This window comes from Streptomyces sp. NPDC039609, assembly GCF_055596705.1.
This window is the reverse complement of record NZ_JBVIUJ010000010.1, coordinates 269,465-289,073: the sequence shown is the minus strand read 5'-3', so window position 1 is coordinate 289,073 and position 19,609 is coordinate 269,465. Positions and strand designations below refer to the sequence as shown.

15 protein-coding genes are annotated in these 19,609 nt (G+C 71.6%); 9 read left to right on the top strand and 6 right to left on the bottom strand.

Annotated elements, in window-relative coordinates; all coding sequences use genetic code 11:
* Nucleotides 1-367 precede the first annotated feature (367 nt).
* Both gltB and ACZ561_RS28960 read left to right on the top strand, forming a co-directional pair.
* Entirely contained in the window at nt 368-4,927 is a 4,560-nt protein-coding gene (gene gltB, locus ACZ561_RS28965; RefSeq protein WP_471000282.1) for a glutamate synthase large subunit, read from the top strand.
* Nucleotides 4,920-6,380, top strand: coding sequence for a glutamate synthase subunit beta (locus ACZ561_RS28960; RefSeq protein ID WP_471000279.1), 1,461 nt, complete (start codon nt 4,920-4,922; stop codon nt 6,378-6,380). The genes gltB and ACZ561_RS28960 overlap by 8 nt, the downstream gene beginning before the upstream one ends.
* A 397-nt stretch (nt 6,381-6,777) precedes the next feature.
* On the opposite strand, the gene ACZ561_RS28955 is transcribed toward ACZ561_RS28960, so the two are convergent.
* The 3 genes from ACZ561_RS28955 to ACZ561_RS28945 are packed head-to-tail and all read right to left on the bottom strand — an operon-like array spanning nt 6,778 to nt 11,061.
* Nucleotides 6,778-7,554, bottom strand: coding sequence for a hypothetical protein (locus ACZ561_RS28955; protein WP_471000276.1), 777 nt, complete (start codon nt 7,552-7,554; stop codon nt 6,778-6,780).
* On the bottom strand, nt 7,554-7,958 hold the full coding sequence (locus ACZ561_RS28950; protein WP_471000273.1) for a hypothetical protein: 405 nt from the start codon (nt 7,956-7,958) through the stop codon (nt 7,554-7,556). The genes ACZ561_RS28955 and ACZ561_RS28950 overlap by 1 nt, the downstream gene beginning before the upstream one ends.
* 34 nt (nt 7,959-7,992) lie before the next feature.
* On the bottom strand, nt 7,993-11,061 hold the full coding sequence (locus ACZ561_RS28945) for a CHAT domain-containing protein (protein WP_471000270.1): 3,069 nt from the start codon (nt 11,059-11,061) through the stop codon (nt 7,993-7,995).
* A 101-nt stretch (nt 11,062-11,162) separates the two neighbouring features.
* Here ACZ561_RS28945 and ACZ561_RS28940 point away from each other — a divergent pair, with 101 nt between their 5' ends.
* From ACZ561_RS28940 to ACZ561_RS28930, 3 genes are read left to right on the top strand one after another with little or no spacing between them, the layout of a single operon-like run.
* Nucleotides 11,163-11,882: a vWA domain-containing protein gene (locus tag ACZ561_RS28940; protein ID WP_471000267.1), complete on the top strand. Its 720-nt coding sequence runs from the start codon at nt 11,163-11,165 to the stop codon at nt 11,880-11,882.
* Between the two features lie 52 nt (nt 11,883-11,934).
* Nucleotides 11,935-12,309 (top strand): VOC family protein, encoded by a 375-nt coding sequence (locus ACZ561_RS28935; RefSeq protein ID WP_471000264.1) that lies wholly within the window; start codon nt 11,935-11,937, stop codon nt 12,307-12,309.
* Nucleotides 12,310-12,350: 41 nt separating this feature from the next.
* The gene (locus ACZ561_RS28930) at nt 12,351-12,890 is read left to right on the top strand and encodes a pyridoxamine 5'-phosphate oxidase family protein (protein ID WP_471000261.1); all 540 of its coding nucleotides are present in this window, start codon (nt 12,351-12,353) and stop codon (nt 12,888-12,890) included.
* 53 nt (nt 12,891-12,943) lie between these two features.
* On the opposite strand, the gene ACZ561_RS28925 is transcribed toward ACZ561_RS28930, so the two are convergent.
* From ACZ561_RS28925 to ACZ561_RS28915, 3 genes are all read right to left on the bottom strand, one after another.
* A complete protein-coding gene (locus ACZ561_RS28925; RefSeq protein ID WP_471000258.1) occupies nt 12,944-13,438 on the bottom strand; it encodes a lytic transglycosylase domain-containing protein in 495 nt (164 codons plus the stop codon).
* 89 nt (nt 13,439-13,527) lie between these two features.
* A complete protein-coding gene (locus tag ACZ561_RS28920) occupies nt 13,528-14,541 on the bottom strand; it encodes an acyl-CoA dehydrogenase family protein (RefSeq protein WP_471000256.1) in 1,014 nt (337 codons plus the stop codon).
* On the bottom strand, nt 14,541-15,686 hold the full coding sequence (locus ACZ561_RS28915) for an acyl-CoA dehydrogenase family protein (RefSeq protein ID WP_471000253.1): 1,146 nt from the start codon (nt 15,684-15,686) through the stop codon (nt 14,541-14,543). Before ACZ561_RS28915 ends, ACZ561_RS28920 begins: the two co-directional genes overlap by 1 nt.
* Nucleotides 15,687-15,742: 56 nt before the next feature.
* Between ACZ561_RS28915 and ACZ561_RS28910 the strand changes: the two genes are divergently transcribed.
* From ACZ561_RS28910 to ACZ561_RS28895, 4 genes are read left to right on the top strand one after another with little or no spacing between them, the layout of a single operon-like run.
* Nucleotides 15,743-16,879 (top strand): acyl-CoA dehydrogenase family protein, encoded by a 1,137-nt coding sequence (locus ACZ561_RS28910; RefSeq protein ID WP_471000250.1) that lies wholly within the window; start codon nt 15,743-15,745, stop codon nt 16,877-16,879.
* Nucleotides 16,876-17,670 (top strand): SDR family oxidoreductase, encoded by a 795-nt coding sequence (locus tag ACZ561_RS28905; RefSeq protein ID WP_471000247.1) that lies wholly within the window; start codon nt 16,876-16,878, stop codon nt 17,668-17,670. Before ACZ561_RS28910 ends, ACZ561_RS28905 begins: the two co-directional genes overlap by 4 nt.
* Nucleotides 17,671-17,685: 15 nt before the next feature.
* Nucleotides 17,686-18,306 carry a TetR/AcrR family transcriptional regulator gene (locus tag ACZ561_RS28900; protein WP_471000244.1) on the top strand — a complete coding sequence of 207 codons (621 nt, stop codon included), beginning with the start codon at nt 17,686-17,688 and terminating at the stop codon, nt 18,304-18,306.
* 18 nt (nt 18,307-18,324) lie between these two features.
* Nucleotides 18,325-19,482: an acetyl-CoA C-acetyltransferase gene (locus ACZ561_RS28895; RefSeq protein WP_471000241.1), complete on the top strand. Its 1,158-nt coding sequence runs from the start codon at nt 18,325-18,327 to the stop codon at nt 19,480-19,482.
* Nucleotides 19,483-19,609 lie beyond the last annotated feature (127 nt).

Below are 19,609 nucleotides of genomic sequence, written 5' to 3'. Positions count from 1 at the left end.
TATATCCCCTGGGCGGACGGCCGCTCCGATGAGACACTATGCACAGCGCGACATACCTAGCCGTTACCCGGCGGTTTCGAATCCATGACCACCGGGCATGAGGCGTAAGCGCCGCGGGCAATGAGGCCCGCTCTGCGACGGGTCGCCGGAGACCCCCGGAACATCGATCCGTCCCCCTGGGGCACCCGCTGTCCCCATGTCACACAGGTGAACCAACGCCACCGCTCCGTGTCAGCGGTGTCCGCATGTTGGAATGCGCTATCCGCTTCGCGAGAAGCCAGCCATCATGTAACCTGCACGAAATTTCGCGGAGGGCCAACGTCGTCCCTCGGCTGCTGCATATGCCACGACGACGACGGGAGAGCCGATGCGTTCCGACGCCTGGTCGCCCATGGACGGTCGCCCCGCTCCGCAGGGGATGTACGACCCCCGTAACGAACACGACGCCTGTGGTGTCGGGTTCGTGGCCACCCTCACCGGTGTAGCCAGCCATGCGCTGGTCGAGCAGGCGCTGACCGTACTGCGCAATCTCGAGCACCGAGGCGCCACCGGCTCCGAGCCCGACTCCGGAGACGGCGCCGGCATCCTGTTCCAGGTCCCGGACGCCTTCCTGCGCGAGGTCACCGAGTTCGAGCTGCCCGCCGCCGGCGCCTACGCCGTCGGTATCGCCTTCCTCCCTGCCGACGGCTCCGCACAGGCCGTCTCGCAGATCGAGACGATCGCGTCCGAGGAGGGTCTGAACGTCCTCGGCTGGCGCGAGGTCCCTGTCGCTCCCGAGCTGCTCGGCGCCTCCGCCCGCTCCACCATGCCGGTCTTCCGTCAGCTCTTCGTCGCCGACGGCAGCAGCGAGAGCATCGCGCTGGACCGCAAGGCGTTCGTGCTGCGCAAGCGCGCCGAGCGCGAGGCCGGGACGTACTTCCCGTCGCTCTCCGCCCGCACCATCGTCTACAAGGGCATGCTGACCACCGGCCAGCTCGAGCCCTTCTTCCCGGACCTGTCGGACCGCCGCTGCGCCAGCGCCGTGGCCCTGGTCCACTCCCGGTTCTCCACCAACACCTTCCCGAGCTGGCCGCTCGCCCACCCGTACCGCTTCGTCGCCCACAACGGCGAGATCAACACGGTCAAGGGCAACCGCAACTGGATGGTGGCCCGCGAGTCCCAGCTCGCCTCCGACCTCTTCGGCGAGGGCAAGCTCGACCGCATCTTCCCGGTCTGTACCCCGGACGCCTCCGACTCCGCCTCCTTCGACGAGGTCCTGGAGCTGCTCCACCTCGGCGGGCGTTCGCTGCCGCACGCGGTCCTGATGATGGTCCCCGAGGCGTGGGAGAACCACGACTCCATGGACCCGGCCCGGCGCGCCTTCTACCAGTACCACTCCACGATGATGGAGCCCTGGGACGGCCCGGCCTGTGTCACCTTCACCGACGGCGTCCAGGTCGGCGCGGTCCTCGACCGCAACGGTCTGCGTCCCGGCCGCTACTGGGTCACCGACGAGGGCCTCGTCGTCCTCTCCTCCGAGGTCGGCGTCCTCGACATCGACCCCGCCAAGGTCGTCCGCAAGGGCCGCCTCCAGCCGGGCAAGATGTTCCTCGTCGACACCGCCGAGCACCGCATCATCGAGGACGACGAGATCAAGGCCGGCCTCGCCGCCGAGAACCCGTACGCCGAATGGCTGGAGACCGGCGAGATCACGCTCGAGGACCTCCCCGAGCGCGAGCACATCGTCCACACCCACGCCTCGGTCACCCGCCGCCAGCAGACCTTCGGCTACACCGAGGAAGAGCTCCGCGTCATCCTCGCCCCGATGGCCCGCACCGGCGGCGAGCCGCTCGGCTCCATGGGCACGGACTCCCCGATCGCGGCCCTGTCCGAGCGCCCCCGGCTGCTCTTCGACTACTTCACCCAGCTCTTCGCGCAGGTCACCAACCCGCCGCTGGACGCCATCCGCGAGGAGCTCGTCACCTCGCTGCACTCGTCGCTGGGCCCGCAGGGCAACCTGCTCGACCCGACCGCTGCCTCCTGCCGCTCGGTCACCCTGCCCTTCCCGGTGATCGACAACGACGAGCTGGCCAAGCTCATCCACATCAACGCCGACGGCGACATGCCCGGCATGAAGGCCGCGACCCTGTCCGGCCTGTACCGGGTCTCCGGCGGCGGCGACACGCTCGCCGCCCGCATCGAGGAGATCTGCGCCGAGGCCGACGCGGCGATCGAGGGCGGCGCCCGTCTGATCGTCCTCTCCGACCGGCACTCCGACGCCGAGCACGCGCCGATCCCGTCGCTGCTGCTCACCGCGGCCGTCCACCACCACCTCATCCGTACCAAGCAGCGCACGCAGGTGGGTCTGCTGGTCGAGGCCGGCGACGTCCGCGAGGTCCACCACGTGGCCCTCCTCATCGGCTACGGCGCCGCCGCCGTCAACCCGTACCTGGCGATGGAGTCGGTCGAGGACCTGGTCCGCGCCGGCACGTTCATCGAGGGTCTGGAGCCCGAGCAGGCCATCCGGAACCTGATCTACGCCCTGGGCAAGGGCGTCCTCAAGGTCATGTCCAAGATGGGCATCTCGACCGTCGCCTCCTACCGCGGCGCCCAGGTCTTCGAGGCCGTCGGCCTCGACACCGCCTTCGTCGAGAAGTACTTCAACGGCACGGCCACCAAGATCGGCGGCGCCGGCCTCGACGTCGTCGCCAAGGAGGTCGCCGCCCGCCACGCCAAGGCGTACCCCGCCTCCGGCGTCCCCTCCGCGCACCGCGCGCTGGAGATCGGCGGCGAGTACCAGTGGCGCCGCGAAGGCGAGCCGCACCTGTTCGACCCGGAGACCGTCTTCCGTCTCCAGCACGCCACGCGCAACAAGCGGTACGACATCTTCAAGAAGTACACGGACCGGGTGAACGAGCAGTCCGAGCGCCTGATGACGCTCCGCGGCCTGTTCGGCTTCACCTCGGACCGCGAGCCCCTCTCGATCGACGAGGTCGAGTCGGTCTCCGAGATCGTCAAGCGGTTCTCGACCGGCGCCATGTCGTACGGCTCCATCTCCCGCGAGGCGCACGAGACCCTCGCCATCGCCATGAACCAGCTGGGCGGCAAGTCCAACACCGGTGAGGGCGGCGAGGACCCGGAGCGCCTGTACGACCCGGCGCGCCGCTCCTCCATCAAGCAGGTCGCCTCCGGCCGCTTCGGTGTGACGAGCGAGTACCTGGTCAACGCGGACGACATCCAGATCAAGATGGCCCAGGGCGCCAAGCCCGGCGAGGGCGGCCAGCTGCCCGGCCACAAGGTCTACCCGTGGGTCGCCAAGACCCGGCACTCCACCCCGGGTGTCGGTCTGATCTCCCCGCCGCCGCACCACGACATCTACTCCATCGAGGACCTGGCTCAGCTGATCCACGACCTCAAGAACGCCAACCCGGCCGCGCGTATCCACGTGAAGCTGGTGTCGGAGGTCGGTGTCGGCACGGTCGCCGCCGGTGTCTCCAAGGCGCACGCGGACGTCGTCCTCATCTCCGGCCACGACGGCGGTACGGGCGCCTCCCCGCTCACCTCGCTGAAGCACGCGGGCGGTCCCTGGGAGCTCGGCCTCGCCGAGACCCAGCAGACGCTGCTGCTCAACGGCCTGCGCGACCGGATCGTCGTCCAGACCGACGGCCAGCTCAAGACCGGCCGTGACGTCGTCATCGCCGCGCTGCTCGGCGCCGAGGAGTTCGGTTTCGCGACCGCGCCGCTCGTCGTCTCCGGCTGCGTCATGATGCGCGTCTGCCACCTGGACACCTGCCCGGTCGGCATCGCCACCCAGAACCCGGTCCTGCGCGACCGCTTCTCCGGCAAGCCCGAGTTCGTCGTCAACTTCTTCGAGTTCATCGCCGAGGAGGTCCGCGAGATCCTCGCCGAGCTGGGCTTCCGTACCCTCGAAGAGGCCGTCGGCCACGCCGAGCTGCTCGACACCAGCCGCGCCGTGACGCACTGGAAGGCGCAGGGCCTGGACCTGGCCCCGCTCTTCCACGTGCCCGAGCTGCCCGAGGGCGCGGTCCGCCACGCCCTGATCGAGCAGGACCACGGTCTGGAGAAGGCCCTCGACAACGAGCTGATCGAGCTCGCCGCCGAGGCGCTGGGCGCCGCGACCGCCGAGGAGGCGCAGCCGGTCCGCGCCCAGGTCGCGATCCGCAACATCAACCGGACGGTCGGCACCATGCTCGGCCACGAGGTGACGAAGAGGTTCGGTGGCGCGGGTCTGCCCGCCGACACCATCGACATCACCTTCACCGGCTCCGCCGGCCAGTCCTTCGGCGCCTTCCTCCCGAGCGGTGTCACGCTCCGCCTGGAGGGCGACGCCAACGACTACGTCGGCAAGGGCCTCTCCGGCGGCCGGGTCGTCGTCCGCCCGGACCGCGGCGCCGACCACCTGGCCGAGTACTCGACCATCGCGGGCAACACCATCGCCTACGGCGCGACCGGCGGCGAGCTGTTCCTGCGCGGCCGCACCGGTGAGCGCTTCTGCGTCCGCAACTCCGGCGCGCTGGTCGTCTCGGAGGGCGTGGGCGACCACGGCTGCGAGTACATGACCGGCGGTACGGCCGTCGTCCTCGGCGAGACGGGCCGCAACTTCGCGGCCGGCATGTCGGGCGGCGTCGCGTACGTCGTCGACCTCGACCGGGACAACGTCAACTCCGGCAACCTGTCCGCCGTCGAGGCGCTGACGGACTCCGACAAGCAGTGGCTGCACGACGTCGTGCGCCGCCACCACGAGGAGACCGGCTCGACGGTCGCGGAGAAGCTTCTCGCTGACTGGGCCGTGAACGCGGACCGCTTCAGCAAGATCATCCCGACCACGTACAAGGCTGTGCTCGCCGCCAAGGACGCCGCTGAGCTCGCCGGTCTCTCCGAGGCCGAGACCACCGAGAAGATGATGGAGGCGGCGACCAATGGCTGACCCCAAGGGCTTCCTGACCACCGGGCGCGAAGTCGCCAAGACCCGTCCGGTGGGCGAGCGCGTCAAGGACTTCAACGAGGTCTACGTGCCCGGCTCCCTGCTGCCGATCATCAGCAAGCAGGCCGGCCGCTGCATGGACTGCGGCATCCCGTTCTGCCACAACGGCTGCCCGCTCGGGAACCTGATCCCCGAGTGGAACGACTACGCCTACCGCGAGGACTGGTCGCAGGCGTCCGAGCGGCTGCACGCCACCAACAACTTCCCGGAGTTCACCGGCCGTCTGTGCCCGGCTCCGTGCGAGGCGGCGTGTGTGCTCGGCATCAACCAGCCGGCCGTCACCATCAAGAACGTCGAAGTCTCCATCATCGACAAGGCGTGGGACAGCAACGACGTCAAGCCGCAGGCGCCCGAGCGTCTGTCCGGCAAGACCGTCGCCGTCATCGGCTCGGGTCCGGCGGGTCTCGCCGCCGCCCAGCAGCTGACGCGGGCCGGCCACACGGTCGCCGTCTTCGAGCGCGCCGACCGGATCGGCGGACTGCTGCGGTACGGCATCCCCGAGTTCAAGATGGAGAAGCGGCACATCAACCGTCGCATCGAGCAGATGCGCGCGGAGGGCACCAAGTTCCGTACGGGTGTCGAGATCGGCCGCGACATCACGGCGACGGACCTGCGCAAGCGGTACGACGCCGTGGTCATCGCCGCGGGCGCCACGACCGCCCGTGACCTGCCCGTCCCGGGCCGGGAACTGTCCGGCATCCACCAGGCGATGGAGTACCTGCCGCTCGCCAACAAGGTCGTCGAGGGTGACTTCGTGGCCCCGCCGATCACGGCCGAGGGCAAGCACGTGGTCGTCATCGGCGGCGGCGACACGGGCGCGGACTGCGTGGGCACCGCCCACCGTCAGGGCGCGGCCTCGGTCACGCAGCTGGAGATCATGCCGCGTCCGGGCGAGGAGCGGGCGGCCGGCCAGCCGTGGCCGACGTTCCCGATGCTGTACAAGGTCACCTCGGCGCACGAGGAGGGCGGCGAGCGGGTCTACTCCGTCTCCACCACCCACTTCGAGGGCGACGAGGACGGCAACGTCCAGTTCCTGCACCTGGTCGAGGTCGAGTTCGTCGAGGGCAAGCTGACGCAGAAGCCCGGCACGGAGCGGAAGATCCCGGCGCAGCTGGTCACGCTCGCGATGGGCTTCACCGGTACGGACGTCGAGAACGGCCTGGTCGGTCAGTTTGGTCTAGACCTCGATGAGCGGGGTAACATCGCCCGTGACGCGGACTTCGCCACCAACGTCGGTGGTGTGTTCGTGGCCGGTGACGCCGGCCGCGGCCAGTCGCTGATCGTCTGGGCGATCGCCGAGGGCCGCTCGGCCGCCCGCGGAGTCGACCGCTTCCTGACGGGCGCGAGCGACCTCCCGGCCCCGATCCGCCCGACGGACCGAGCCCTGACGGTCTGACCGTCCCGTCCCCAAGACGTCCCGTACAACGACGTACGGAACTGAGCGCGGCGCCCCCCGAATGTCCCCGACCGGACGACTGGGAGGGCGCCGCGGCGCGTCTGCCTCGCGGGGCGGCCGGGGTGCCGCGGTGCGTCCGCGTGCTACCGGCTGCTCATCCGGTGGGGGTGGGAGGGGTCCGCCGGGCAGACGAAGGCGCCTCGTCCGCCGGCCACAGCGCAGCCCGCCCACCGAGCTGTCCGTCACCGTCGGCGTGCGCCGACGCGGCCGCAGCAGGGTCGCCGTGCGGGCGTACGCGGTCAGTTCGGGGAACGGGATCGTGATGTCCAGAGGGCGGTACGGCGTGGTCGGTCTCACGCCGCACAGGCCAGCGAGCCACACGTGCGACGGCCTGGCCTCAACGCCCCTTGTTGATCAGCTCGTTGATCAGCGTCCCGTCCGCCGGAAGCACCCGCCCGTGCCGCAGCGGCACCCCGAGCACCTCCGCCAGACCCCGCAGGCCCGTGTCCACCGCCGACTCGACCGCCTCGACGAGGCCCACCACGGCCGACCGCCCTTCGCGCCATCCCGTGACGGCGAGCCCCGCCGCGATCACCGCCGCAGGCCACCAGCCCGCCGTCGCGGCGAGCACGGCGTACGGCACTGTCCACGCGGCCCGGAGCGTGGCAGCCGCGTAGCGGTCCCAGGCGGCGTTCACCTCCTGCCGGCTGCCCTCCGGCGCCAGTTGCCACAGGCGCGGCCACACCAGGGACATGTGGACGCCGTGCTGGACCCGTATCCGCTCCTCGACCGCCCCGAGACGGCTCCCGATCCAGGTCGCCCGTGCCGGGACGGCCGTGCCGCCGCGCAGCCGTCGCGCCACCCGGCGCATCCAGCGGTCCCGCCCCGCCCACAGCCGGGCGACGACCGACGCCAGCCACTCCGCGCACAGCGCCGGGCCCGCGACCGCGAGAAGCAGGATCACCAGCGCCGCCGCCGTCCCGGACGGTGACGCGTACCGACCGGTGCGCAGTCGCTCCAGCCAGTCGATCGTCGCCGTCACATCGACCGGCCCCGAGCGGCCGGGCGCCAGGGCCACGGTGCAGGCGACCACGAACAGCAGACCGGGCAGGACGATCCGGGTCAGCCAGCGTTCGGTGATCTTCTTGCCGACCTCCGAGAGGAACCCGTCCATCAGCCCGGGTTCCCTTCAAGAGGCAGCGCCGCCGGCTTCAGCGGCACGCCGTGCGGATCGTCCGGGTCCAGATAGCACATCGGCCAGCCGCCGTCCGCGTCCCGCGATCTGCGGGCCGTGCAGCGGCCAACGGCACGCGGACACCGGAACGCACTCTTCACCTCGGTCTCCGCGCTCCACAGCCCGGCCGACCCCACGCCGTCCTTGCGCCGCTCGCCCAGCACCAGCGTCGGATCGTGGCCGAGCCGCCGCAGCGCCTCCAGCGCGCTGCCGCCCTCCCGTACCTCGTCGAAGACGTCCTCGAACTCGTCGAGGGCGCCGTCCTCCTCGAAGTCCGCACGGACCGCCGGGTAGTTGTCGCACAGCCAGGTACGGGCGCGTTTCTCCAGGGCGCGGTCTGTCATCTTCTCCTCTTCGGTTTCGGGGTGCACTGCGGTCTCAGGCCCCTATGTGGATGTACGGCATCCAGATCTTCGGCTGGTACGGGTGCTCCGCCCGGACCTCCGCCAGCGTGGCGTGCAGCGCCCGCGGCGCCCGGTCGGCATCCAGCACCCCGTCCCGTACGAGGCGCCCGTACACGGCGTCGGTCACCGCCGGAGCGCTCGCGTCCTGCACGGGATACAGGCTGGCCAGCACGTGACGGAAGCCCCCGAAGTGCAGCACCGCGGCCGGATGGGTCGCCTCGTCGGGCACCTCCGGGTCCGGTACGGCGGTGTCGCACGCCGACAGGAACGCGAACTCCGCGTCCATGGCCGGGATCCGGGCGAGCTGCAGCGGGGTGAGGATCTCGCCGCCACCGACTCGCAGACCCTCGCGGGCGAAGCCGTGACAGACGGCGTGGAAGCGGGTGTGGTCCGGCAGGAGGCGGGCGACGGCGTCGACCGTGGCGTCGTCGTCCCGCAGCCGGACGGACTCGGGCACATGGTGTGCGACGACCTCGGCTTCGGCGCCGACCTCCGGCAGATCCGGCTCGTCCACGGTGAGCAGGAGCAAGGACTCCGTGGGAGGCGCCTGCCGTGGCCGGCGGGCGTGCAGCAGAGAGGTGAGCGTCGGCGCGTGCGAGGGGACGACCCGGCCGGGCACCGACTCCCGCACGCCACCGCGCCTGGACCCGGCCGCGTGCAGCGGAAGGTACGTGGCCATCCCGGTCGGGCACCACCAGAGTCGACGCAACTCGCCTTCGTCCGAGCCGAGTTCGGGAAGCGCGTCGAGCACAGGTCGAGCGACCGTCTCCCACAGCCAGTCGAGCGTCCGCGCACTCGCCTGCTCCCGCCGCATCTCGGCCCGGATGACGAGCGCCTCGGCGGCGGCGACGCCGTCGGCAGCGGAGACGGATGCCGTCGGCGTGCCGTGATCCGCCGATGCGTTCCGGTGCGCCTCCCGTAGCGCTGCGTGTGCCTGGACGAGGCGCTCGTCGGCCTTCGCCGTACGGCCGAGGGCCTCGCCCGTCGCCTCGTACGTGAGGGTGTCGAGCGGCACGACGGACACCGGGCCCGCATGGCGTACGACCAGGGCGTGGCAGCCGAAGACGGTGATGTTCACGATCACTACCGGGCCCTCGGCGGCGGCCGCCCGCAGGGCGGCGTAGTCGGGGCTGCGCAGCAGGCCCGCCTCGCGGGTCCGGGTCTCCCATTCGCGGGCCAGGGCGGTGCGGCGCTCCGACTGTGCCGGGTCCTCCGCCCCGCCCTCCGGGAGGGGCGTGTCCAGCTCTTCCCGTATCGCGTCGAGGCGGGCGAAGAGCTCCGGGTCGTCCGCCCGCAGCCGGGTCAGCTCCGTCGTCCGCAGGTCGAGCAGCTGCGACCACATCACGGTACGACCCCGCTCGAGGATCTCCACCGCCCGCTCGGGCCGACCCGCGCAGACGGCGACGGCCGCCGCGTCGACCGCGAGCTCGTACAGATCGGCGAGCAGGGTCCGCTGGTCGCCGTGGTCGACACCGCGCCACACGACGAGCGGCAGCAGCTCCACGGCCAGCGCGAGACCGTCGGCTCCGGAGGTCCACAGCTGTTCCGCGGTCGCGCCCACCCGTTCCCGGGCCACCCCGCCCGCGGCGAGCTCCATGGCGGTCCCGGCGGCGAACATGCCCCACATCCGGGCCGCGTGCAGTCGCACATCGGCGGGCATGGCAAGGTTCTCCGCCGCCGCCCTGAAGGCCTCCGTGGTCTCCATCCACAGGGCGGGGACCGGATCCGGGTCCTCCTCGACCAGCTCCAGGAGCACGATGCCCAGGAGGTAGCGGTACGAGCCCTCCTCTCCCGTCCCACGCTCGGCCTTGTCGGCCAGCTCCTCTGCCAGGCCACGCGCCTCGGCCAGCGTCGCGGCCCGCGACCCCTCCCGGGGCGCCTCGATCAAGGCGCCGATCAGCTGGCAGAGACACCCGTCGTCGTCGGACCCCGCTTCGAGGGCGACGCCCTCACGCAGGGCCGCCACGGCCGTCTCCCATGCCGCGATGCCGCCCTTGCCCTCCCGGACACCGCGGACGTGCTGCCGGCCCAGATTGCGCAGAGCGGTCACGCTGGGGCCTTTACCCAACGGGCGGGAACGCACGGCCTGTTCGGCGACCTCCACGGCTTCCCGGAGGTCGCACTCGTCGCCGCTCAGATCGAACCGGGCGCCGAGGGCCTCACTGAGCTGGATGAGATACGGGCGCTGGTCGAGCCCCTTCCTCCATCGGGGTGCGGACAGCACCTCGCGGCGGATCAGAATCACCTCGTCGAGCGCCGCCGAGCTGTGCGCGTCCTGGTAGCGCTCCCACAGCGCGTCGCCGAGGTTGTCCCGCAGCGACCAGACGAACTTCTTGGAACCCCAGCCCGGAAGGGCACGGAGCCCGGCCAGTCCGCGCCGGGCCGCGGCGATGCCCGCGTCCAGCGACTCCATCTCCTGGGTCCGGTTGAGGTGGTTGATCAGGGCCCAACTGTCGAGGGCCGCCATCATCCCCTCGTTGAGCGCGTTCGCGCTCGGCAGCCGTCGGGGCCTGCGCAGCGGTGCGGTGACGGCGTGGAGAGCCTCCACGTCACCCATCCGCATCGGTGTGGTCGTCGCCTGCATCAGGAGGAGCCGGTGCACCATGTGGGCGCCCTCGTAGTGAGCCACCGGAGCCCACACCAGGAGTGGGGCGCACAGCGCGAGCGTGAGCAGCATCAGCTCGCGGAACTCGACCGGGGTCGCCGCCCACACCGCCCGCGGGCCGTCGACGAGATCGAAGCCCATCCCCAGGACGGTTCCGCGCACCGCCAGTGCCACGACGGCGAAGCACGCGAGCACGAGGACGCAGCCGAGGGGAAGCAGCACACGCAGCAACGGCGGTGTGTACCGCCAGCCCTCCGGGACCAGAGGCTCGTACCCCGCCCGTACGAGCATGGCGCCCGCCAGCGGGCCGAAGAGCGCAAGCGCGACCACCTGCACCATCGTCATCCCCGGCGGCGGACCGTCCAGATACACGAACAGGCCGCACACGCCGGGCAGTACGGCGTAGACCGCCCCCAGGATCCATAAGCCGACACGCATGGGGGACAGTCTTCCAGGCCGCCTTAAGCGGGTGATCACGTACTCTCGGCAGCAGTCGTACGGGAGGGGTCCGTACGGGAAACCGGGGAGGGGAGCCGTCCGTGGCCCTGAGTCTGCGCAAGGTCGAGGAGACCGCGCCCGCGCTGGTGAGTCTCTACAAGTCGGCTGGGGTCTCCCTCCAGAAGCACGGGATGAGCGGGCAGCGCGTCGCCGTCTACCTCGTGGTCGACTACTCGGGCTCGATGAAGCCCTACTACCAGGACGGCAGCGTGCAGGCCCTGGCCGACCGGGTGTTGGGGCTCTCCGCCAACCTGGACGACGACGGGCGGGTGCCGGTGGTCTTCTTCTCCACCGACATCGACGCCGAGACCGACATCGCGCTCGCCGACCACCAGGGGCGGATCGACCGGATCGTCGCCGGGCTCGGTCACATGGGCAAGACCAGCTACCACCTGGCGATGGACGCGGTCATCGACCACTACCTCGACAGCGGCTCCAGCGCGCCCGCGCTCGTCGTCTTCCAGACCGACGGCGGACCGATCAACAAGCTCGCCGCCGAGCGGTACTTGTGCAAGGCGGCGAAGCTGCCGATCTTCTGGCAGTTCATCGGCTTCGGCGACCCGGGCAGCCGACAGTTCGAATTCCTGCGGAAACTGGACGAGTTGGCCGTCCCGGCCAAGCGGCCGGTGGACAACGCCGGCTTCTTCCACGCAGGGAAGGACCCGCGCAGAGTCCCGGACGCGGAGCTGTACGACCGTATCGTCGCCGAGTTCCCCACCTGGCTCGCCGCGGCCCGGGCGCAGGCCATCGTCCGGTCGTGACGCGGCGGAAAGCCGCTGGCCGCAGGGGTGTTGATCGGGTGATAGTGATGCCATGGCATCTCTTGTGCGACATGTGACGATCGATTGCGCCGACGCGTACACCCTGGCGACCTTCTGGGTCGACGTCGTGGACGGGAAGCTCGGAGAGGGTGACGTTCCGGGCGACTCGGAGGTTCTGGTCCTCACCGAGGGGGCGGGCCTGCTCTTCATCGAGGTGCCGGAGAAGAAGTCGGTCAAGAACCGGGTCCACCTCGACATCCAGCCCCAGGACCGCACCCGCGACGAGGAGGTCGAGCGGCTGATCGCGCTCGGTGCGACGCTCGTCGGCGACCACCGGAACGCGGACGGGACCGGTTGGGTGACCCTGGCCGACCCGGAGGGCAACGAGTTCTGCGTGGAGCGCTCCACCGCCGAGCGCACGGAGTAATCCAGACAGAAGATGTCGGGTTTCCGGTGTTCCCTGGAACCATGGGACACACCGGAACAACCCCGACCGCCACCTGGGCCGCCTTCGAGGCCGCCGAGCCCGACCTCGCCACCACCGTGCGCGAGCGCTTCGGGCAGTACACCCACCACGCCCTCGCCACCCTCCGTACGGACGGCTCGCCCCGGCTCAGTGGCATCGAGGCGGACTTCCGCGCCGGCGAGCTGTGGCTCGCCATGATGCCGAACTCCCGCAAGGCCCTCGACGTCCGCCGCGACCCCCGGTTCGCGCTGCTCGCCAACCCCGGCGAGGGCACCGGCATGGGCGGCGGCGACGTCCGCGTCTCCGGGCGCGCGGTCGAGATCACCGACCCGGTGAAGCTGGCATGGTACGCGGACGGGGTCGGCCAGCCGCTGCCCTTCCACCTGTTCCGGGTCGAGCTGACGGAGGTCGTCCGGACCGCGGTGGAGGGCGAGGAGCTCGTCTTCCGTACCTGGTCGCCGGGGCGACGGGTACGGACGATCCGGCGGGGCAACGACGAGAGCCCGCCGCGCGAGCAGCGGGACCAGGGCCTGCCCGGCTGATCAGGGCCGGACAGGCTCTGGCGGTGTCTCGTCGGACCAGGCCGGATCAGGGCCTAGCCGGTGACGCGCTGGTACTCCCGCAGTACGGCCTTCACGTAGGCCTGCGTCTCCGGGTACGGCGGGATGCCGCCGTACCGCTTCACCGCCCCGACGCCGGCGTTCCACGCCGCCAGCATGTAGTCGTTCCTGGAGCCCACCTGCCGCTTGATGCCGGCGAGGTGCTTGGCCGCCGAGTTGGTCTGCGTGGTGGCGTTGCGCAGGTCGGCGCCGGTGGCCGGGAGCATCTGGAACAGTCCGCGTGCGCCGACCGCGGACCGGGCCGACGGGTCGCAGCCGGACTCCTGGCGCGCCATGGCGGAGAGCAGCTGCCAGGGGACCCCGTGGGTCCGGCCGGCCGCCTTGAAGGTGGACGCGTACTGGGGACACCCGCCCGAAGCCGCCGGGGCGGCCGTGGCCGTTCCGGTCTGCGTCGCACCGGCGGCAGCGAGCGCCAGGGCGATCGCACCGGTACGGACGGCCCACCGGGAACCGAGGGGAGAGAGGGACATGAAGGCACCCTTCTTCAGGAACTGGTCATGGGGGTCGAGGTGATTCAAGTCCCCCATGGTTGCCTGGGCTTGGGCGCATGTGACCGAGGTCATGGGCGATCGTGCGGGCGTGTCGGGCCGCCGGCCGCGTCCGCGAGCACCCGCTCCCGGCACCAGGAGGGGCTGCCCCAGGCGTCCCGGAGGGGCCGGGCCTTGCGGAGCCAGAGGGAGAGATCGAGCTCCTCGGTGTAGCCGATGGCGCCGTGCAGCTGAAGGGCGGTGGCGGCCACCGCGTGCGCGGCCTCCCCGGCCGCCACCTTGGCCGCCGCGAGATCGCCTTCCTCGAAGGTGAGCGCTGCTCCGAACAGCAGCGGACGGGCGAACTCCAGGCCGATCAGGGTGTCGGCCAGGCGGTGCTTGACCGCCTGGAAGGATCCGATCGCCGCGCCGAACTGGGTCCGCTGCTTCGCGTACGCCACCGTACGGTCCAGGAGCGCGAGCCCCACGCCGAGCGACTGCGCCGCCGTCGCGAGCAGGGCCCAGCACCGGGCCTCCAGGGCCGCCGCGACCACGCCGGGGCCGGCCGCGAGGAGCTCCCCGCCGGGTGCGGGCCGCGCGAGCCGTCGCACGGGGTCGGCGGAGATCCGGAGCTCCCCGTGGCCGCGCGCGATCCGCAGCTCGTCACCGGCGACGGCGAGGACCAGGTCGGCGGCGTCCGGGTCCAGGACGAGCCCGTCCCGCGCGAGCACCAGCGTCGCCACCGTCCCGCCCGTGACGAGCCCGGGCAGGAGCCGCTTCGCCGGGCCCGGCTCGCCCCGTTCGGCCAGCTCCGCGAGCAGGGCCGTCGCCGCGACCGTCTCCACCAGCGGGCCCGGTACCGCGTGGCGGCCCGACTCCACGAAGGCGTGGGCGAGTTCGACGGGGAGCGGGCCCACGCCCTCGTAGGCCTCGGGTGCCGCGAGCGCGAAGACACCCGCCTCCCCGAGCCGCCTCCACACGGCGCGCCCAGGGCCTGGGTCGCCCGCGGCCCAGGCCCGTATCGCGGTGGGCGTCTCCGCGGCGGAGAGCATCGCGTCCAGGGAACGGGCGAAGTCCCGCTGCTCGTCGGTCGGCAGAAAACGCATCAGCGGCGGCCCTTCGGGAGGCCGAGCAGCCGCTCGGCGATGATGTCGCGCTGGATCTCGTTGGTGCCGGCGTAGATCGGACCCGCGAGCGAGAAGACATGCCCCTCGGCCCACTCCGTGTCGGACAGCTCGCCCTCCGTGCCGAGGAGATCGAGCGCCGTCTCGTGCAGCGCGATGTCGTACTCCGACCAGAAGACCTTGTTCAGGCTCGACTCCGCCCCGATCTTCGCCCCCGAGGCGAAGCGCGACGCGCCGCCCGCCGTGAAGAGCTGGTACGCCCGCGCCCCGATCACCGCGTCCGCGACCCGGTCCCGGAGCCCCCGGTCCTCGCCGGTCTCGTGCCACAGCCGCACGAGCCGGTCCGCGGCGGCCAGGAAGCGGCCGGGGGAGCGGAGCATGAGCCCGCGCTCGTTGCCCGTGGTGGACATCGCGATCCGCCAGCCCTGGCCCGGCTCGCCGATCACGTCGTCGTCGGGCACGAACACCTCGTCGAGGAAGAGCTCGGCGAAGGCCGGCTTCCCGTCGAGCCGTCCGATCGGCCGGACGGTCACTCCCTGCGCCCGCAGGTCGAACATCAGATAGGTCAGCCCCCGGTGCGGCCTGGCGGGGTCCGTCTCCGGGTCGGTGCGGAAGATGCCGAAGGCGCGGTCCGCGAAGGCCGCCCGCGAGGACCAGGTCTTCTGCCCGGACAGCAGCCAGCCGCCCTCGGTCCGTACCGCCCGCGAGGTCAGCGAGGCGAGGTCCGAGCCGGACCCGGGCTCGGACCAGGCCTGTGCCCAGACGACCTCGCCGGTCGCCATCGGCGGCAGCACCCGGGCCCGCTGCTCCTCCGTCGCGTGGTCGAAGAGGGTGGGCGCGAGGAGGTTGATGCCGTTCTGGGAGACCCGGCCCGGCGCCCCCGCCGCGTAGTACTCCTCCTCGAAGATCAGCCACCGGAATATGTCGGCGTCCCGGCCGCCGTACCGGTCCGGCCAGGACACCACCGACCAGCGGTCGGCGGCCAGCTCCGCCTCCCAGCGGCGATGCGCGGCGAAGCCCTCCGAGGTCTCCAGGGACGGCAGCGGCTCCTCCGGCACATGGGCGCGCAGCCACTCCCGGGCCTCGGCCCGGAAGGCGTCCTCCTCGGCGCTGTACGACAGGTCCATCGGAGCTCCTTCCTCCCACCTTCCCTAACAAGTGTTTGGTAGGTTAACGTACGGCCATGAGCAGCGTCGAGGAGTTCCGCGCGGAGATACGGGACTGGCTACAGGCCCGCCTCAGTGGCGAGTTCGCCCCTCTGAAGGGCCGCGGCGGACCGGGCCGGGAGCACGAGGCGTTCGCCGAACGCCTCGCCTGGGAACGGCAGTTGGCGGCTCACGGCTGGACCTGCGTCGGCTGGCCGAAGGAGTACGGCGGCCGCGGCGCGAGCATCGAGGAGCAGATCGCCTTCCACGAGGAGTACGCCCTCGCCGACGCCCCCGCCCGCGTCAACCACATCGGCGAACAGCTCCTCGGCCCCACCCTCATCGCCCACGGCACCGAGGAGCAGAAGGCCCGCTTCCTGCCCCCGATCCGCGCCGTCGAGGAGCTTTGGTGCCAGGGGTACAGCGAACCCGGCGCCGGCTCCGACCTCGCCGCCGTCCGCACCCGCGCCACCCGCGACGGGGCCGCCTGGGTCGTCGACGGCCAGAAGATCTGGACCTCGCTCGCCCACGAGTCCCAGTGGTGCTTCGTCGTCGCGCGGACCGAGCCGGGGTCGAAGCGCCATGCCGGACTCTCGTACCTCCTCGTCCCCATGGACCAGCCCGGCGTCGAGGTCCGGCCGATCGTCCAGCTCACCGGCACCAGCGAGTTCAACGAGGTCTTCTTCGACGGCGCGCGCACCGACGCCGCCAACGTCGTCGGCGAGCCCGGCGACGGCTGGCGGATCGCGATGGCCACCCTCGGCTACGAACGCGGCGTCTCCACCCTCGGCCAACAGGTCGGCTTCCGGCGCGAGCTGGAGGGCCTCATCGACCTGGCCCGGCGCAACGGGGCCCTCGCCGACCCCCTCGTCCGCGACCGGCTCGTCAGGGCCTGGACCGGGCTCCAGGCCATGCGGGCGAACGCCCTGCGCGGCACGGAACCCTCCATGGCCAAGCTGTACTGGTCCCACTGGCACCGCGACCTCGGCGAGCTCGCCATGGACATCTGCGGCGCCGCCTCCACGGTCGTCGCCGCCGAGCCGTACGAACTCGACGAGTGGCAGCGGCTGTTCCTCTTCTCCCGCGCCGACACCATCTACGCCGGATCCAGCGAGATCCAGCGCAACATCATCGCCGAGCGGGTGCTCGGCCTCCCGAAGGAGCCGCGCCCATGACCCCGCCCGTCGCCCCGCCCGCGTACGTCCCCGGCCACGGCCTGCTCGCCGGCCGTACCGCCGTCATCACCGCCGCCGCCGGAGCCGGCATAGGCGGCGCCACCGCCCGCCGCTTCCTGGAGGAGGGCGCCAGGATCCTGATCAGCGACGCCCACGCCCGCCGCCTCAAGGAGACCGAGGCCGCCCTCGCCGCCGAGTTCGGCGCGGACCGGATCGACTCCCTGCCCTGCGACGTCACCGACGAGACCCAGGTCCAGCAGCTCTTCGACACCGCCGTACGCCTCCACGGCGGCCTGGACGTCGTCGTCAACAACGCCGGCCTCGGCGGCACCGCCCGGCTCGTCGACATGACCGACGAGCAGTGGACCCGGGTCCTCGACGTCACCCTGAACGGCACCTTCCGCTGCACCCGCGCCGCCCTGCGCCACTACAAGGACGCCGACACCGGCGGGGTGATCGTCAACAACGCCTCCGTCGTCGGCTGGCGCGCCCAGGCGGGCCAGGCCCACTACGCCGCCGCCAAGGCCGGCGTCATGGCGCTCACCCGCTGCGCCGCCGTCGAGGCGGCCGCGTACGGGGTCCGCGTCAACGCCGTCTCCCCGTCCCTGGCCATGCACCCGCATCTGGTCAAGGTCACCTCGGCCGAGCTGCTCGCCGAACTCACCGAGCGCGAGGCCTTCGGGCGGTACGCCGAACCCTGGGAGATCGCCAACGTCATCGTCTTCCTCGCCAGCGGCTACTCCTCCTACATGACCGGCGAGACCGTCTCGGTCAGCAGCCAGCACGCGTAGGACCAGAATGGACGTGTGCCGAACACTGCCAGCAAGAAGAAGACCCCGGTGACCGCCTCGCCCGAGCGGCGCCGAGAGCTCCTGGACACCGCCGCCGAGGTGTTCGCCGCCCAGGGGTACAACGCCACGACCGTACGCAAGATCGCCGACGCCGCCGGAATGCTCGCCGGCAGCCTCTACTACCACTTCGATTCCAAGGAATCGATGCTCGACGAGATCCTCTCCACCTTCCTGACCGAGCTGTGGGACGGCTACGACGCCGTCCTCGCCGCCGACCTCGGGCCCAGGGAGACCATCGAGGCCCTCGTCACCGAGTCCTTCCGGGAGATCGACCGGCACCGCGCCGCCGTCGCGATCTACCAGAAGGAGTCCCGGCACCTCAGCTCCCAGCCGCGCTTCCACTACCTCTCGGACTCGCAGGTGAAATTCGAGAAGGCGTGGCTCGGCACGCTGGAGCGCGGGGTCGAGGCCCGGGTCTTCCGCGCCGACCTCGACATCCGGCTCACCTACCGCTTCGTGCGCGACACCGTCTGGGTCGCCGCGTCCTGGTACCGCCCGGGCGGCCAGCACAGCCCGGAGGAGATCGCCCGCCAGTACCTGTCGATGGTCCTGGACGGTATCGCCGTACGTACATAGACATCTGGAGGAGCTGTCATGGCCGAGGCCTACATCGTCGAAGCGGTCCGCACCCCGGTGGGCCGCCGCAAGGGAGGCCTGGCCTCCGTCCACCCGGCGGACCTCGGCGCCCATGTCCTCAAGGCCCTCGTCTCGCGATCGGGCATCGACCCGGCCGCCGTCGAGGACGTGGTCTTCGGCTGCCTCGACACCGTCGGCCCGCAGGCCGGCGACATCGCCCGTACGGCCTGGCTGGCGGCCGGCCTCCCCGAGGAGGTCCCCGGCGTCACGATCGACCGCCAGTGCGGCTCCTCCCAGCAGGCCGTGCACTTCGCCGCGCAGGGCGTCCTTTCCGGCACCCAGGACCTCGTCGTCGCGGGCGGCACCCAGAACATGTCCATGATCCCCATCGCCTTCGCCTCCCGGCAGGCCGCCGAACCCCTCGGCCTGACCGAGGGCCCCTACGCCGGCTCGGAGGGCTGGCGTGCCCGGTACGGCGACGCGCCCGTGAACCAGTTCCACGGCGCCGAGCTGATCGCCAAGAAGTGGGGCATCACCCGCCGTGACCAGGAGGAATTCGCCCTCCGCTCCCACGAGCGGGCCCTGCGCGCGATCGACGAGGGCCGCTTCGAGCGGGAGACCGTGGCCTACGGGGACGTGACCCTCGACGAGGGCCCCCGACGGGACACCACCCTGGAGAAGATGGCCGGCCTCAAGCCGGTCGTCGAGGGCGGCACCATCACCGCGGCCTGCTCCTCCCAGGTCTCCGACGGCGCCGCGGCGATGCTCCTCGCGAGCGAGCGGGCCGTACGGGAGCACGGCCTCACGCCGCGCGCCCGCATCCACCACCTCTCCGTCCGCGGCGAGGACCCGATCCGGATGCTCTCCGCCCCCATACCGGCGACCGCGTACGCCCTGAAGAAGACCGGCATGACCATCGACGACATGGATCTCGTGGAGATCAACGAGGCCTTCGCCCCCGTTGTCCTGGCCTGGCTGAAGGAGACCGGCGCGGACCCCGCCCGGGTGAACGTCAACGGCGGCGCGATCGCCCTCGGCCACCCGCTGGGCGCGACCGGCGTGAAGCTGATGACCACCCTCCTCCACGAACTGGAGCGCACGGGCGGCCGGTTCGGCCTCCAGACGATGTGCGAGGGCGGCGGCCAGGCGAACGTGACGATCATCGAACGGCTCTGAGGACGATGTGCGAGGGCGGCGGCCAGGCGAACGTGACGATCGTCGAACGGCTCTGATCTCCTCGCCGCCCCGGATGTGACGCTCGTCGCCGCCCCGCCCCTTCGGGTGGGGCGGCGTGCTAAGGTTC